We start from the raw sequence: 16,889 nt of genomic DNA, 5'->3' as shown, positions 1-16,889 counted from the left end.
TTAGTCTTAAAGTTTGAAAGTCGAACGTCTTAAAGACTCAACTTAAAGGTTTAAAAAATTAGCCAAAATTTGTTCTCCAATATCTCCACTTTTTTCAGGGTGAAACTGTGTGCCGTAGAAATTGCCTTTTTGTAACGCTGAGGTATATTCAACTTCATAATCTGTTGTAGCAATAGCTTCAGGACAATTAGGAGCATAAAAACTATGTACTAAATACATGTATTCGTTTTCATTAATACCAGTAAATAATGGCGATTTTAGATTATAAATTTGGTTCCAACCCATCTGTGGCACTTTTACTTTTGGCGTGAACTTAATCACATCAACATCAAAAATTCCCAAACCTTTGGTATTCCCTTCCTCCGATTTGTTGCACATCAATTGCATACCCAGACAAATTCCCAAAACGGGTTGTTTCAAGGTTGGAATCAAAGTTTCCAAACCACTTTCTAAAAGCATTTTCATTGCTGAACTTGCTTCGCCAACGCCTGGAAAAATAACCTTATCGGCAGCCTTGATTTCGTCCGGATTATTACTCAAAACCGCCGTGAATCCCAATCTTTCGATGGCAAAAATAATACTCTGAATATTTCCTGCTCCGTAATTTATGATTACTATTTTCATTTATTTTTTAAACATTAAGAAATTAAGGTTTATTAAGGATTTAACACTTAATAATTCATAATTTATAATTCATAATTTATAATTCATTAAAGCATTCCTTTCGTACTTGGTAATATCATCTTTTCAGTATCACGTTTTACTGCTACTTTTATTGCTTTTGCAAAAGCTTTAAAAATAGCTTCAATCTTGTGATGTTCGTTCGTTCCTTCTGCCTTGATATTGATGTTTGCTTTCGCACCATCAGAGAAAGATTTGAAGAAATGATAGAACATCTCTGTTGGCATTTTTCCAACCATTTCACGTTTAAATTCGGTTTCCCAAACTAGCCAGTTTCTCCCTCCAAAATCAATAGCCACTTGTGCCAAACAGTCATCCATTGGTAAACAAAAACCGTAACGTTCTATTCCTAATTTATTTCCTAATGCTTTTGCAAAAACCTCTCCAAGTGCAATCGCAGTGTCTTCAATTGTGTGGTGTTCATCTACCTCTAGATCACCTTTTACAAGAATTTCCAAATCCATTTGTCCGTGACGCGCAATTTGGTCCAGCATATGGTCAAAAAAGGCAATTCCTGTTTCGATTTTACTCTTTCCTGTTCCGTCCAGATTTAAATTGATGTAAATATCCGTTTCATTAGTTTTTCTTGTTATTGAAGCAGAACGTTCCTCTAATTTCAAAAACTCATAAATTACTTTCCAATCTGTAGTTTGTAAAGCAATAACAGAGTCCAATTCGTGTCTTTTAGAGGATATTTCATCACCACCCAACTCTTCATCCGTGTTGATAAAAATTGCTTTTGCCCCTAAGTTTTTTGCCAATTCTACATCGGTTATTCTGTCTCCAATTACGAATGAATTTGCTAAATCATAGTCCGAATTATTAATGTATTTTGTTAACATCCCAGTTGCAGGCTTGCGAGTTGGCGCATTTTCGTGCGGAAATGTTTTGTCAATTAATACTTCTTTGAAAACAACTCCTTCATTTTCAAAAGCTTTCATAATCAAGTTATGAACCGGCCAAAAGTTAATTTCCGGATGAGAATCAGTTCCCAATCCATCTTGATTTGTAACCATTACTAATTCAAAATCTAATTCTAAAGCAATTTTTCCTAGATATTGAAACGCTTTAGGATAAAATTCTAATTTTTCAAAACTGTCTAATTGATAATCGTTTGGTTCCAAAACCATTGTTCCGTCACGATCTATAAAAAGTATTTTTTTCATTAAAAAAAGTTTAAGGTTTAAGGTTTAAAGTTGCTTTAACACCTCAATTAATTTCATGTTTTCTTGTTCTGTTCCAACGGTAAAACGCAAACAGTTTTCGCATAACGGTTGGGTCGTTCTGTTTCTAATTACAATTCCTTTTGCAATCAATTCAGCGTATCTTTTATTAGCATCATTTACTTTTACCAAAATAAAATTAGCATCCGTGGGATAAATTTTTTCGACAAATTTAACATTAAGTAGGACTTTAAGTAACTCTTCCCTTTGTGTTATTATAGATTCAATTTCAGATTTTATTTTTTCTGGATTGTCTAATCGTTCCAAAGCTCTTTTTTGAGACAATTCATTCACATTATAAGGAGGCTTTATTTTATTTAAAACCGAAATTACTTCAGTGGATGCATAACAAATTCCCAATCTAATTCCTGCCAAACCATACGCTTTTGATAGTGTTTGGGTAATGACCAAATTTGGATATTCATCTAATTCGTTAATCCAACTTTCCTTTTTTGAAAAGTCAATATACGCTTCATCAATCACAACCAAACCTTTAAAATTTTGCAAAAGATACGCCACACTTTCATCAGAAAATGAATTTCCTGTTGGGTTATTTGGAGAGCACAAAAAGATAATTTTAGTGTTTTTATCTATGGCTTCCATAATTTCTTCAATTCGTGGCTGAAAATCTTCTGAAAGCAACACTTCTTTATTTTCAACAGCATTGATATTTGCCAAAACACCATACATTCCGTATGTTGGTGGCAAAGTAATTACATTGTCCGTTTTTGGTTCGCAAAAAGCTCTGAATAACAAATCCAAAACTTCATCACTTCCATTGCCTAATAAAATTTGATTCGTTTTGATCTTTTTTTGTTTTGCCAAAATTCCTTTTACACTCATTTGTTGCGGATCCGGATAGCGATTTACACCATTTTCAAACGGATTTTCATTGGCATCCAGAAAAATCATATCAGCGGTGTCAAAATCCTCAAATTCATCACGAGCCGAAGAATACGGTTTCAATTGCTTTACGTTTTCTCGGACTATAGTATTTATATCGAAATTATTTTCCATTTTCAATCGCTTTTAATCGTAAGGTAACTGCGTTTTTGTGCGCTTGTAAACCTTCTGCTTCTGCCATGATTTCAATAGCTTTACCAATGTTCTGTATTCCTTGTTTAGATATTTTTTGAAAAGTCATGGCTTTCGTAAAACTATCCAGATTTACGCCACTATAGTTCTTAGCATAACCATTCGTTGGCAAAGTATGATTAGTTCCTGACGCATAATCTCCAGCACTTTCTGGTGTATAATTCCCTATAAATACAGAGCCAGCATTTTGAACACCGTTGCTATAAAAATCATCAAATTCAGAACAAATAATAAAGTGTTCCGGTCCATATTCATTGATTAAGTCCAAAGCAATTTTATCATTTTCGACAAAAATCAATTTAGAATTGGCAATGGCTTTCTCAGCAATGGCTTTTCTTAGCAGAGCATCCAACTGTATTTGGATCTCTGTTTCTACGGCATCAATTAATTTTCTGGAAGTAGAAACTAAAATAACCTGACTATCTGCTCCGTGTTCTGCCTGAGATAATAAATCTGATGCTACAAAAGCCGGAACAGCAGTATCGTCAGCAACAATCAATAATTCTGATGGACCGGCCGGCATATCGATTGCCACGCCAAATTGTGTTGCCAATTGTTTAGCCACCGTCACAAATTGATTTCCGGGACCAAAAATTTTATACACTTTAGGAATCGTTTCTGTTCCAAAAGTCATTCCTGCGATAGCTTGAATTCCGCCAACTTTTAAAATTTTTGTTACTCCGCATAAATTCGCAGCATACAATATTGCAGGATTGATATTTCCGTTTTTATCGGGAGGGGAACACAAAACAATTTCGTTGCAGCCAGCAATTTCTGCCGGAACAGCTAACATCAAGACAGTAGAAAATAATGGCGCAGTTCCTCCTGGAATGTATAAACCAATTTTTTGAATAGGTCGTTTTTCTTGCCAGCAATTTACGCCTTCAATAGTTTCTACAACAACTCTTTCTGTTTTTTGAGCAGAATGGAATTTTTTTATATTTGCTTTAGCTAATTGAATAGCCGTTTTTAATTCAGAAGATATAGATGCGATTGCTAAACCAATTTCAGCTGTAGAAACCTCTAACTTATCTATTAAAGCACCATCAAAAAGCGAAGTATATTTTGCAACAGCCTGATCACCTTTCTTCTGTACTTCCTTAAAAATTTCTTTTACTGTTGCTTCTATATCATCAACAGTTTTTGTTGGTCTCTCTAAAATCGAAGACCAAGTTTCTGGTTTTGGATTGTATATTTTATTCATTTTTAATTTTATTCAAAGATTAAATGATTTAAAAATTAAAAAACTTTACTTTTAAATCATATCATTCATAACTCTATAGAACCATTTTCTCAATTGGACAAACTAAAATTCCTTCGGCTCCAGCTTCTTTCAATTGATCAATCACATCCCAGAAAGTATCTTTATCGATTACAGAGTGTACACTGCTCCATCCTTCTTGTGCCAAAGGTAAAACGGTTAAACTTCGTAATACCGGAAGAATTTTTCCAACAGCATCAATTTTGTCATTTGGTACATTCATCAAGATATATTTCGATTTTCTTGCTCTTAAAACCGATTCGATTCTGAATTTTAAGGTATCGATTATTTTTTGAGATTCAGGACTTACTTTTGGAGAAACAGCTAAAACCGCTTCACTTTTAAAAATAACTTCAACCTCTTTTAAATTGTTTTTAAACAATGTACTCCCGCTGGAAACAATATCAACAATAGCATCGGCTAAACCAATGTTTGGAGCAATTTCTACGGAACCTGATATCTGGTGAATATCGACTTTTACCCCTTTAGAATTAAAAAAATCAAGTACTGTTTTAGGGTAGGAAGTTGCGATACGCATACCATCTAAATCTTGAACGGATTTGTAATTAAATGCTTTCGGTACAGCAACGGATACTTTACATTTTGAAAAACCTAATTTTTGAATAACTTCAATATTGTTTCCTTTTTCAACTAATAAATTATCGCCTACAATAGCGATATCAACAACTCCATCTATTAAATATTGAGGAATGTCAGAATTTCGTAAATACAAAACCTCCAAAGGAAAATTAGATGCTTCGGCTTTTAATTGATCGATCCCATTATCGATTGAAATTCCTGCATCTTTGAGAATTTGTATGCTGTCTTCGTTTAAACGTCCTGATTTTTGAATTGCAATTTTTAGTGTACTCATTTTTTTTTGTTTTAGTTTTTTGTTTTTGAATATTAGGTTTGAGTACAAATATTAGGCAATAAAAAACCCGTTTGATGTACTCAAACGGGTTTTTAGATTATGATGATTTACACACATAACATTAACACATCGCTTGAGAGCAATAATGGAAATGATGATGATGTAATTGAATTGAAAACATTTGTGTATGTATTTAGAATTTAATTTCTTTTGCAAATATAAGAGTTATTTTATTTAGAACGCTATTTTATATTTAACTTAATGTAACTAAATTGTTAAAAATTATTTCTCGTCATTTTCTTTGCTTTCTTCTTTAGAAATAGAACCTGCAGGACTAACTTTGGTTGTAAGCGCATCATCTCTAATTTCAGTGTGGCGAATCTCTCCTCCGGAAGTTCCTACTAAGGTAGCGATATACGTAGTTGCTACTGCTGTAACAACCGCTACTAAAGATATAAATTTTGCTTTTGGATGATTTTTTATGTTTAAAATTATACCCATAATTGAAATTGCTCCAAGTAAATACAATGCTATCGCTAACTTTTCTGCTATTTCTTCATGTTCATGGATAATACTTTTACCTATGTTAGGCATATCTTCAACCAATTCTTCTGCTCCATCACCTGTAGCCATACTCGCTAGCGCAAAAAGTGCTGCAACAATGAATAGAAAGTAAGCGGTATTTTTAACAGAATTATTTTTTAAAATTATTCCCGTAATTAATATCCCTAGACCTAAAATCGTTCCGATAATAGGAAAATGGTTAACTACCATGTGCAAGTGTGCGTCATTCATAATGTAATTTGTTTTAAGGTTTATTATTTAAAGTTAAGAGCAATTGTTTATTTTTTGTTCTAAAGTGAAATATCTATTTATCCCGCTAATGAAACACCAATTAACGAACCTATTCCATAGGTTACCGCTGCCGCTGCTAAACCAAAAGATACTTGTCTAAGTCCTGAGAACATAATACTTTTCCCTGTTAATAAGGTTATTGCGGCCCCAATTCCAAAAAGTCCAATGACACTGCTTCCTACACTCAATAAAATGGCATTTTTCCCATCTAAAAACATAAATGGATATAAGGGAATGATCGCTCCTATTGAAAATAAAACAAAAGATGCTATAGCTGCTTCCCATGCTGAGCCTCCTAATTCTTCTTTATCAATTCCCAATTCTTCTGTTATAATTGCATCTATAGCCGTTTGCGGATTTTCAAATGCTTTATCAGCTAGTTTTTGAGCTTCAACGATATTCATTCCTTTGGCTTGATAGAGCAAAACTAATTCCTTTTTTTCTTCTTCGGGTGAAGCTTCGAGTTCTTCAGTTTCTAAATCAATTTGGCGTTGATTTAATTCTCGAGAACTTTGTACAGAAAGCCATTCGCCTAAAGCCATTGAAATTGCTCCCGCCATTAATCCTGCTATTCCTGTCAATAAAATAGTATTGTTAGAAACTGCCGCTCCTGCTACTCCCATTACCAAACTCATATTAGAAACCAATCCGTCATTAGAACCTAAAACGGCGGCTCGTAATGCATTTCCGCCAACTGATTTGTGTCGGCTTTCGAATTTTGATAAAAAACCACCAGAAACATTAAGTGCGGCGTTATTATTTACTGCTTCTATAATTTTGAGGTGATTGTGTTCAAAACCGGTTGGTTTCTCACCATTTTCAATTTTATTTTTGATTGCATTTACTGCAAATTGCTTTTCTATACTCGAAAGGCTGCTAATGATTGAATTATATCCAAAAAGTTTACCCAGCTTCAATTGGAATTTAGCTCTTCCTGAAGGCAAAGGCATTTTGTAATTTGGCTCAAAAGTCAATACTTTATTGAGCATATGTTGTGCATGCCCCTTTTCAATCTCTCCAAGACTGCGTAATACTCTTGTCAGATTATAGTCAGATTGAATAGCGGCAATACTGTCATATAAAAAAGCCGTATCTACTTCTGTTTGTAATTGACCTTTTAGCTTATTTAAATCCATATTTTCTTGTTTACTTTTCTAAATTAATAATTTCATGTATCAGTATTTTTTGCACTATTCATTTCACTAATTTAAAGATTTTCATTTAAAAAACTATTCCGTTTAGATTATAAATCTAACCCTTTATTCCTCTAAATTTTTCATTTTCATCAAAAGCGAATAAGACCCTTTTATAACAATATTTACGTCTTTTAAATCTTCGTTGGAAACAATTTCTACATATCCATTTTCTGATGTTCCGGTTGTTACTTCTTTCATTTCAAAGAGCTTGTTTCCCTTTTCTATAAAGATATAATTTTTGTTTTCATAATTTACAATAGCCTCTGATGGCAAAACATTGGATTGCTGGCTTTTTAATTTTATTTCTGCATTCATGTACATTCCCGGTAATAGTGTTTTATCGTAGTTAGCAAAATGGCAATGCATTTCTGTACTTCGGTCTTCAGAAAAATCTTTTCCTATTAAAATAATTTCGCAGTGATATTTTTTTTCTGGATTAGTGTTATTATAAGCTATAACTGACTGACCAATTGCCATTTTGTTAATGTCTTTTTCGAATACAGTTAGTGCCAAATGAATATCAGAAGGATTTACAATCTCAAATAAAATGTCGCTAGGAGCTACATATTTTCCTGTATTTACATTCACTTTAGACACATAGCCGCTTATTGGCGAATAAATATTGATGCTCTTTGAAATGTTTTTTGCAGATACATTACTTGGATTTAATCCTGCGAATTTTAATTTCTCTCCATACGATTGCACCATTACCAATAGTGAATTGTATTCTGATTGTGCCTGTTGATACACTTTATCGCTGCTGGCTTTGCTTCGGTTAAGTTCTTTTTGTCTTTCGAATTCGGATTTTGCATACCCAATTTTTGCTTTTGCTAAAAGGTAATCTTCCTGCAACTGAATGTATTGTTGGTCTTCAACAACGCATAAAACTTGCTCTTTGGTCACATACATTCCCTCTAAAAGTTTGGTGTATTTTAAATATCCTCCCATCGGCACACTTATGGACACTAAATTTTGAGGTGGTACATCTATTTTTCCATTTAATTTTAATAGTGATGAGATCTCTTTTTGCTCGATTTTACCCGTTTCAATACCTGCATTTTTTATTTGTGCTTCGGTAAGTGTTGTTGTGTTTTCAATAGCTGGAGCAGCTTCGGGATCGATTTCTGTTTTCTTGTCTCCACAGGAAGAAAGGAAGATTAAAGCTGCAATTGTAATGACTATATTTTTCATTTATTTTGATATTAAATTTCCTAATTTAAGAATTGTTTCATTGAATTTTCTAACTGTTTCAATGTAGTTACTTTGAATTTCTGTGTTTTGATTTATCAACATTACCCATTCCAGATAATTGATGTCACCATTGATGAATTTATCATTAGCAGCTTTAGTTACCAAATCCACATTCTTTAACGCCTGACTTTCGTAATAAGCAATAGTTTCTTGGTGTTTTTTCGATTCTTGAATTAATTCATTATACTGACTTTGCAACTTTATTTTTTCATTAGTCAAATTATTTTCTGCAATTTGGCTGTTGATTTCTAATGCTTTTTGTCTGTTTTTTATGTTTGAATTGAAAAGTGGCAGCGACACTCCAAATTGTCCATAAACTCCATTATAGCCGTCTTGAAACGCCGTATTTGTTTTGAATGTCTGCCAAAAAACACCGCCTATTAATTCGGGTAGTTTTTTAGATTTTTCAAGTGAAATTTGCGCTTTGTTACTATTTAATTCTTGCTCAAGTAATTTTATACTGGGTTGATTGTCTATAGCATTTTTATCTAAATTTTCGGCAAAATCCATTTTGTATTTATCTGAAACCGGGATAAAATCTTTATCTGTATTAAGGACATATTTGAATTGCAATTGTGTCATTTTATAATCACTTTGTAATTCCAGAAGTTGTATTTTTATTTGTCCAGATTGGTTTTCAGCGGTTGCTTTTTCTAATATATTGCTTTCTCCTTTGTCAAAACGAAGTGTTGATTTTCTTAAAAATTCAGTATAAATACTATCACTTTTTAGCAATAATTTTTCCTTTTCTTTGAGATAAATCATCTCGTAAAAAACAGTTGTTACTTGTCGGGTCAATTCTTTTTTCTGTAATGCTTCGTTCCATTCGCCAGTTTTGGCTTCTTCAATTAACAGTTGTTTCTGTCTTTTGTAAACTGTTGGAAATTTAATAGTTTGTGAAACACCAATTTTTATATCATTAACATTGCTGTTAAACTGACCGTACTCGCCCAAAATTCCTGTGTTGGAGATGTCATACCCCGTCTTGGTCATTTTCTGTAAATATTCAGAATTTAGTTTTCCGTTTTTTATTTTTATATTATTCTGCAACGCGGTTTCAATGGCTTTTTCAAGTGAAATTTTTTCTTGAGCATTTGCATTTTGAAAAGAAAAAAACAGTCCCAATATCATGATTGTTGTAATTGATTTTATCTTTTTTGGTTTTAAATTAATTTCTTTTTCAAACATGATATATAAAATTGGTAAAACAAATAAAGTTAAGAATGTTGCAATTAATAAACCGCCAATTACCACAGTTGCCAATGGTTTTTGAACTTCTGCACCTGAACCGTTGCTTAATGCCATTGGCAAAAATCCTAATGATGCTACAAATGCGGTCATTAAAACAGGACGTAAACGTATCTTAGTTCCTTGTAAAACAATAGTCTTTAAATCGGTTTCGCCTGATTTTCTTATGCTGTTGAATTCGGCTATTAATACCAATCCATTCAGAACCGCGACACCAAATAAGGCAATAAAACCAACTCCTGCACTAATACTAAAAGGCATTCCACGCAATGCTAAAAAGAAAATACCTCCAATTGCAGAAAGTGGAATGGCTGAATAAATCAATAAGCCTTGTTTCACTGAATTAAAAGCAAAATATAACAAAATAAATATTAATATCAATGATATGGGAACTGCAATCATCAATCGGTTTTTGGCTTCGTTTAAGTTTTCAAAAGCACCTCCATACGTAGGATAGTAACCTGCAGGAAATTTAATTTGGGCTTCGACTTTTCCTTGCAATTCTTTTACAATACTTTGCACATCACGACCTCTAACATTAAAACCAACCACAATTCTACGTTTAGCATCTTCTCTTTGTATCTGATTTGGACCTTCAGTAATTTCAACTTTTGCCAATTGAGATAAAGGAATTTGCAAACCATTTGGTGTTGGAATTAATAAATTTTGAACATCTGCCAAATCCTGACGTTTTTCGCCTGTTAAACGAACTACTAAATCAAATCGTTTTTCACCTTCGTAAACAACCCCTGTGCTCTGTCCTGCAAATGCGGTGTTTACTATTCGATTAATATCCTGAATATTCAATCCGTATTGCGCAATAGAGGCTCGGTTGTAGTCGATTACTACTTGTGGCATTCCGGTAACTGTTTCTACATAAAGGTCAGAAGTACCCTCGACTGTGTTCACAATTTTACCTAATTTATTGGCGTACAACGCCAGTGTGTCTAGATTTTCTCCAAATATTTTGCACACTACATCTTGTCTTGCACCAGTCATTAATTCATTAAAACGCATTTGTACAGGATATTGAAAACCGTAAGAAACACCAGGGACAGCTTCTAATTCTTTTGCCATTTTTTCTGATAATTCGTCAAAATTTTTAGCTGAAGTCCATTCGCTTTTGTCCTTTAAAATAATCATCATATCGCTGGCATCAATAGGCATTGGATCGGTAGGGACTTCACTGCTTCCTGTTTTGCCTACAATTTTTTCAACTTCGGGAAATTTTTCTATTAGTATTTTTGCGCCTTGGGAAATGGCTGTCATTGAGGTTTGCAAATTACTTCCCGGCAAAACCCTTGTTTCTACAGCAAAATCTCCTTCTTCCAATGAGGGCATAAATTCGCCACCCATAAACGAAAGCGTAATCAGTGCTAAAACAAATAATCCCAAAGTTGTTCCGATAATTATTCGCGGAATTCCTAATGATTTATGAAGAAGTGGTTGATAGAAATTTTCTAATTTTTCCATCATTCTATCCGAAAATGTTTTTTTATGAGATATGTTTTTATTCAAAAATAAAGCAGTCATCATAGGAATATAAGTCAACGAAAGTATAAAAGCACCAAATAATGCAAATGCAATAGTTTGTGCCATCGGCAAAAACATTTTCCCCTCAATACCGCGCAAAGTAAAAATAGGAATATAAACAATTAATATAATTAACTCCCCAAAAACAGATACATTACGCATTTTTATTGATGTTTTTAATACGGTATTGTCCATTTCTTTCTGTGATATTTGAGAAGTTTTCCTGCTGTGTAAACTAAACAAACAGGCTTCAACAATAATAACGGCTCCATCTACAATCAATCCAAAATCTAATGCTCCCAAACTCATTAAATTTCCGCTAACGCCAAATAAATTCATCAATATGACTGCTATCAGCATCGCCATTGGAATAACTGATGCTACGATTAATCCAGCCCTTACATTTCCTAAAAAGAAAATAAGAACAAAAAGTACTATTAGCGCCCCTTCTAATAAGTTTTTTTCTACTGTTGAAATAGAATTATTAACCATTTTTGTGCGATCTAAAAATGGTTCTACAATAACACCTTCAGGTAGCGTTTTTTGTATTTGTTCTATACGTTCTTTAATTTTTTTGATAACCACATTGCTGTTAGCGCCTTTTAGCATCATCACTACAGCACCCGAAACTTCGCCGGATTGAACTCCTTTTTTATTAAAAGTCATTGCTCCATAACGAATAGCACTCCCTATTCGAACATCTGCCACATCACGAATAAATAAAGGACTTCCGCTATTAGTATTTTTAATAGAAATATCTTTTATATTTTCGATAGTATTAATTAATCCTTCGCTTCGGATGTATAAAACTTTAGGTCCTTTTTCAATATAAGCACCGCCTGTATTTTGATTATTTTTTTCTAAAGCAGTAAAAACATCAGTAATCGTAATATTATAAGATTGTAATTTATTTGGGTCAATAGCAATTTCAAATTGCTTCAATTTTCCACCAAAACTACTTACTTCTGCAACACCTTCAACACTTAATAATTGACGGCGAACAATCCAATCCTGAATGGTTCTCAACTCAGTTACATCATACTTTTTTTCATAACCAGGTTTTGTTCGAACAGCATATTGGTAAATTTCGCCCAAACCAGTAGTTACGGGTGCAAGAAATGGATCTCCAATACCTCTTGGAATTTGGTCTTTAACAGCACTTAATCGTTCCGTTACTTGTTGTCTGGCCCAATAGACATCAATTGCATCATCAAAAACAATAGTTACTACAGATAAACCGAAACGAGAAAAACTACGAATTTCTTTCAGCCCGGGAATATTACTGTTGGCTTGTTCAATTGGAAAAGTAATCAGCCGTTCTATATCAGTTGCGCCCAGTGATGGTGCAGAAGTGATTACTTGTACCTGATTATTCGTAATATCAGGAACTGCATCGATTGGTAATTTGGTAAATTGGAAACTCCCATATACGATAAGAGCGACAATGAAAAGACCAACGATAAGTTTATTTTTGATTGAAAATTCAATTATTTTATTCAACATAATTTATAATTATTAATTATTTTTATAAGAATATTCTGTACTAATAACCTTCATCAATGTATATACGAAGATGAATTGTAAAAAGCACTAAAATAATTAACAATACTTTGGTGGTCTCCAAATAGATAGTAGAACACTTGAAGAAAAATAGTTTTGCAAAAAAGCTATTTTTTGTGGTTCTTTAAAATAGTAGTTAGGAATAAATTTGAATAATTTTATTTCTAAATTTATTACTAAATTGTGATTAGACGAAAAATCCGAATGGCTATGAAAGGGTAAATCTCCATGGTCATCCTGCTTCTCATTTTGATGTTTGTCTAAATAATGATCTGTCAAAAAATGGATGAGAGTAACACCATTGTGATTGTAAGTGTGTTGAATAAAATGTGAAACTAAAATAGGTAAGCGTAAACTATCCTCAACAACAAAAGGAACTGTTAGTTGTAGACAAATAATTAGGGCTATTATGTTTTTAAAAAATTTCACGAAACAAATATAAGTACTTTTTAGATTTTATTTTAATTGGAATACTAAGCTAAACTTCAGTTTTGGTTGAATAAATACCTTGTTTTAAAGAAGATTAATGAGCGAATGACCTATTATAAAAATTGAATTCATTAATTTATCATTGTATAAATGTGGTTACAGAAAGTATAAATGTAAAGCATAAATTTGAGGATTACCTTAAGAACTACTTAAAGTCTACTTCAAATAAACTTAAAATTACTGTAGTTCCGCTATTTTCCTTACTGAAAATTGCAATGTTAATATTGAGTAAGGAGCACAATCTTTTTACGATTGACAACCCTAATCCTGTTCCTTTAATTTCTGGGTGGTTGCTGGATTTTGAACGGTAAAACTGATTGAAGATTTTTTCTAAGTCTTCTGCAGGTATTCCAACTCCGGAATCAATGATGTGGCATTCAATTTTAGAATCGATCGTTTTTATGGTGACTGCCAAATTTCCATTTTGATTCGAATATTTCAACGCATTTGATATCAGATTATTAATCACTATTGAAAATAAATAACTATCTGTTTCTCGGTAATAATCTTGAGAGAATTCAGTAGAAACAGTAATTTTTTTTGATTGAATTACAGTAGAATATCGAGCGATTGTATCTAAAAATAATGCATTCAAATATACTTTCTCCGTTTTTAAGGTTTGCTTTTGGTTTTCAAATCGAGCCAATAAAAGCAACTGATCCACTAGATTATTCAAGCGATTGACTTCTGTAACACAAAAATTTATTTTCTCTTCATATTCTTCATGATTTCGAGGTTTACGAATCAAAACTTCCAGTGTTCCTTTGATAACTGTCAATGGGGTTCTCAATTCGTGTGATGCATCCGAAGTGAATTGTTTTTCTCTTTCAACGGCAGTTTCGATTCTGTCCAATAAATTATTGATTGTATGAGACAAAATATATAATTCATCGCGATTGATTGGCAACGGAATTCTGGATTTTAAATTATCCTTTGTAATAACATTAGAGGTTTCAATAATGGAACTGATAGGTTTTATGCTTCTTCCGGCTATAAATCGGGCAATTAGAAAAAGAGCAATCAGGATTAGAGGGAAAGCAATAATCAAGACTTCAGATAAATTATTCAGCACCATCGTGGCATCTTCTAATGACATGGCAACGATGACATAACCTATAATTTTACTGTCTTTGCATATGGGAACTTGAATTTGTCGGATGGTTTTATTGGCCAACTTGGTATCGAATAATTTATTTTCAATAATTTCCGAATGAAATTTTAAGGTACGGTTTTTTAGGTTTGGAGATTTCTCAACAACGTTTCCAGTCCCGTCAACAAATTGGACAAAAACAGGATTTACATCTATAGTATTGTGTTCTCTTTCTTTCCATTCTTCCTCGTGAATTAAATGAAAACTATTTCCTTCGATTTCAATTTCTGATAAATGCTTTTGAGATTCGTTTTTTATGTCATAATTTATATGACCAAAAACACTGAGTTTTACAATGGAATAAATCACAAAAAACACCACAAAAATCAATAAAGCTGTGGTGATAATATAATTAGACGCGATTCTGTTTTTAAAGGAAAGTTGTTGCATTTTTATTTAGTCATTAGCAATATAGCCTACTCCGCGAACGGTTTTTATATAGTCTTCTTCTATTTTTAAATTCAATTTTTTCCGAATGGCATTCATAAAAACATCTATTACACCAGTGTCATAGTCAAAATGAATATTCCAAACATCCTCAATAATTTGGGTTCGTGTACATACTTTACCTTTATTTTTCACCAAATAGCACAGTAAGTCATATTCTCTATGAGTCAAGTTTACTTCGTTACCATTCGCCAAAACACGATGTTGGGAAACATTAATTTCAATCGTCCCAAGGTTTAGGATTTCTTGTTCTTTTTGATTTCTAAAATGAATTTTGATTCGCTCAGTCAATTCATCAAAACTGAAAGGTTTTTTTATATAATCATTGGCTCCGGCTTTCAGCCCTTCTATTGTTTCCTGAATAGTATCTTTGGCTGTCAAGAAAATAATTGGTGTACTGTTATCTTTTAATCGAACGGCTTTACAAAGTTCTAATCCGGTCATTTTTGGAAGCATCCAATCCAATAATATCAAATCAAATTTTTTCTTTTGAATTAATTCAAATCCTTGCAAACCATCTGTTGCGCAAGTAATTTTATAACCTTCCTCTTCTAATCCCTGTTTCAGGAATTGAACAATGCCAACTTCATCTTCTACAATTAATATATGCATCATTTATTGCATTATAAATTTAATACCTAAGGATACAATATTGGCGTTCAAGCCATCATTTCTGACATAGTGATTGTATCTGAAGTCTATGTTTTTTAATCCAAATTTCCAAATTTTAGAACCTAGCAAAATATCTAAATAGCTTACGCCAAATCCGTATTGACTGGCATTAAATGCTGATAAATCGTAGTCTGAAGTATAATATTTTTCAGTAGAAATATGTTTTTCAAAAGGGGCAAAATAGTCGGATGCTGTTTGCACGTAATATCTGTACATAGGGTAAACTGTAAATTTCTTCCCTAATTTAACGGGCAATTCAATAGAAGCGGTATGTGCCTGAATGCCCCAATTATCTTCATAATATCTATAATACGTCTTAGCAACTATATATTCATTTATATAAAAATTGATTCTGGCACCTATTGGAACTTTAAATCGAGTATTTGGTAATCGTTCAATATCATCCGCAAGTCTGTAAACTCCCCTGTTTTCTGCTGTTTCATAAACAGGAATATATTGCGCTTGTCCAATATAATAATTTGATTTATCTGAAAAATAAACTCTTTGATAAGGTGTAGCCAATAATCCTTCTTGTTTAAGAACATCCATGAATACTGACATTTGAATCCTTTTTGAAAGTATTTGTGAAAAGGATAAAGAAGCCGAATATGAATTTCTATTTTTGGTATTATAAGTTGTGAAAGAAGATGGCAAATAATTATTTGATAGATTTCCATTCTGATCCAAAACTGTCACTCCTAAAAAATAACCTTGATTCTGGAAATTACTGCCATATAATGAATACTCATGTAATTCTGTTGGATAAATCGGTCTCCATTGATCTAAATATGCATTTACTTTTAAACCAATGTCTGTATTTTTTTCATTGAATAATTTAGTTAAGCCTCCGCCAAAACCAACTGAAGTATAATCGTATTCATTCGAAAATGAAACATCTGCGCTCCAAATGGTATTTCTATTATCAGAACTATGACTATAATTAGCAACAACTGAAGTTAACTCATCATTTCCAGAAGCACCAGATGAGGCTTGCCAAGGTGTTCCGTAAGGGCCTGTAGAATTCCCGGAACCAGATGCACCTGTAGCATTAAATGGGTTTATATTACTTGATGATGCTGAAGTGTAAGCAGAAATTCCAACATCAAATGTCAAAACATCGTCTTCATTTAATGGAACAGCCACAACGATATTAGAAGCAATATCAGTTAGTTTTTCAGAACCTATTCCACCTGCAACAGGCGAATGTACTCCATCTTGTTTATAATAACTGAATAAAAAATCAATCTCAGTATTTTCTAAAACTCTTTTCTTAAAAGTTGTTGTGGTATCTTGAGTTTGAGCCATGGCAGCTATATTTACTAATAAAACAATTAAAGATATTCTTTTTTTCATA

The 16,889-nt window shown here is 32.7% G+C and carries 12 protein-coding genes; all 12 read right to left on the bottom strand.

The genetic code is table 11. The features are described from left to right. Window positions 1–42: 42 nt before the first annotated feature. Window positions 43–624 carry an imidazole glycerol phosphate synthase subunit HisH gene (hisH, locus tag ACFX5F_RS10530; RefSeq protein WP_379851999.1) on the bottom strand — a complete coding sequence of 194 codons (582 nt, stop codon included), beginning with the start codon at window positions 622–624 and terminating at the stop codon, window positions 43–45. Window positions 625–710: 86 nt separating this feature from the next. Next, window positions 711–1,847, bottom strand: coding sequence for a bifunctional histidinol-phosphatase/imidazoleglycerol-phosphate dehydratase HisB (hisB, locus tag ACFX5F_RS10525; protein ID WP_379851998.1), 1,137 nt, complete (start codon window positions 1,845–1,847; stop codon window positions 711–713). Window positions 1,848–1,871: 24 nt separating this feature from the next. Beyond that, window positions 1,872–2,921: a histidinol-phosphate transaminase gene (gene hisC, locus ACFX5F_RS10520; RefSeq protein ID WP_379851997.1), complete on the bottom strand. Its 1,050-nt coding sequence runs from the start codon at window positions 2,919–2,921 to the stop codon at window positions 1,872–1,874. Beyond that, window positions 2,911–4,203, bottom strand: coding sequence for a histidinol dehydrogenase (hisD, locus tag ACFX5F_RS10515; RefSeq protein ID WP_379851996.1), 1,293 nt, complete (start codon window positions 4,201–4,203; stop codon window positions 2,911–2,913). The genes hisC and hisD overlap by 11 nt, the downstream gene beginning before the upstream one ends. Window positions 4,204–4,276: 73 nt before the next feature. After that, window positions 4,277–5,134 (bottom strand): ATP phosphoribosyltransferase, encoded by an 858-nt coding sequence (gene hisG / locus ACFX5F_RS10510; RefSeq protein ID WP_379851995.1) that lies wholly within the window; start codon window positions 5,132–5,134, stop codon window positions 4,277–4,279. A gap of 282 nt (window positions 5,135–5,416) precedes the next feature. Beyond that, entirely contained in the window at window positions 5,417–5,929 is a 513-nt protein-coding gene (locus ACFX5F_RS10505; protein WP_379851994.1) for a DUF2231 domain-containing protein, read from the bottom strand. A gap of 77 nt (window positions 5,930–6,006) precedes the next feature. Beyond that, entirely contained in the window at window positions 6,007–7,125 is a 1,119-nt protein-coding gene (locus ACFX5F_RS10500) for a VIT1/CCC1 transporter family protein (protein ID WP_379851993.1), read from the bottom strand. 123 nt (window positions 7,126–7,248) lie between these two features. Beyond that, entirely contained in the window at window positions 7,249–8,376 is a 1,128-nt protein-coding gene (locus ACFX5F_RS10495; RefSeq protein ID WP_379851992.1) for an efflux RND transporter periplasmic adaptor subunit, read from the bottom strand. Beyond that, window positions 8,377–12,720 carry a CusA/CzcA family heavy metal efflux RND transporter gene (locus ACFX5F_RS10490; RefSeq protein WP_379851991.1) on the bottom strand — a complete coding sequence of 1,448 codons (4,344 nt, stop codon included), beginning with the start codon at window positions 12,718–12,720 and terminating at the stop codon, window positions 8,377–8,379. Window positions 12,721–13,411: 691 nt separating this feature from the next. Next, entirely contained in the window at window positions 13,412–14,806 is a 1,395-nt protein-coding gene (locus tag ACFX5F_RS10485) for a HAMP domain-containing sensor histidine kinase (protein WP_379851990.1), read from the bottom strand. Between the two features lie 6 nt (window positions 14,807–14,812). Then, entirely contained in the window at window positions 14,813–15,475 is a 663-nt protein-coding gene (locus ACFX5F_RS10480; protein WP_379852050.1) for a response regulator transcription factor, read from the bottom strand. A 3-nt stretch (window positions 15,476–15,478) separates the two neighbouring features. Next, entirely contained in the window at window positions 15,479–16,888 is a 1,410-nt protein-coding gene (locus ACFX5F_RS10475) for a DUF3570 domain-containing protein (protein WP_379851989.1), read from the bottom strand. Window position 16,889 lies beyond the last annotated feature (1 nt).

Origin of the sequence: Flavobacterium zhoui, assembly GCF_042787235.1 — a bacterium.
GTDB lineage: Bacteria > Bacteroidota > Bacteroidia > Flavobacteriales > Flavobacteriaceae > Flavobacterium > Flavobacterium zhoui.
Note: the sequence above shows the minus strand (reverse complement) of the source record. Positions and strands in the feature narration are given on the sequence as shown.

Excerpts from the sequence above, each read along its gene's own strand:
- ACFX5F_RS10505 (WP_379851994.1), bottom strand. The coding sequence starts at position 5,929 with ATGAATGACGCACACTTGCACATGGTAGTTAACCATTTTCCTATTATC.
- ACFX5F_RS10485 (WP_379851990.1), bottom strand. The coding sequence starts at position 14,806 with ATGCAACAACTTTCCTTTAAAAACAGAATCGCGTCTAATTATATTATC.
- hisC (WP_379851997.1), bottom strand. The coding sequence starts at position 2,921 with ATGGAAAATAATTTCGATATAAATACTATAGTCCGAGAAAACGTAAAG.
- hisG (WP_379851995.1), bottom strand. The coding sequence starts at position 5,134 with ATGAGTACACTAAAAATTGCAATTCAAAAATCAGGACGTTTAAACGAA.
- ACFX5F_RS10475 (WP_379851989.1), bottom strand. The coding sequence starts at position 16,888 with ATGAAAAAAAGAATATCTTTAATTGTTTTATTAGTAAATATAGCTGCC.
- ACFX5F_RS10480 (WP_379852050.1), bottom strand. The coding sequence starts at position 15,475 with ATGCATATATTAATTGTAGAAGATGAAGTTGGCATTGTTCAATTCCTG.
- hisB (WP_379851998.1), bottom strand. The coding sequence starts at position 1,847 with ATGAAAAAAATACTTTTTATAGATCGTGACGGAACAATGGTTTTGGAA.
- ACFX5F_RS10500 (WP_379851993.1), bottom strand. The coding sequence starts at position 7,125 with ATGGATTTAAATAAGCTAAAAGGTCAATTACAAACAGAAGTAGATACG.
- ACFX5F_RS10490 (WP_379851991.1), bottom strand. The coding sequence starts at position 12,720 with ATGTTGAATAAAATAATTGAATTTTCAATCAAAAATAAACTTATCGTT.
- hisD (WP_379851996.1), bottom strand. The coding sequence starts at position 4,203 with ATGAATAAAATATACAATCCAAAACCAGAAACTTGGTCTTCGATTTTA.
- hisH (WP_379851999.1), bottom strand. The coding sequence starts at position 624 with ATGAAAATAGTAATCATAAATTACGGAGCAGGAAATATTCAGAGTATT.
- ACFX5F_RS10495 (WP_379851992.1), bottom strand. The coding sequence starts at position 8,376 with ATGAAAAATATAGTCATTACAATTGCAGCTTTAATCTTCCTTTCTTCC.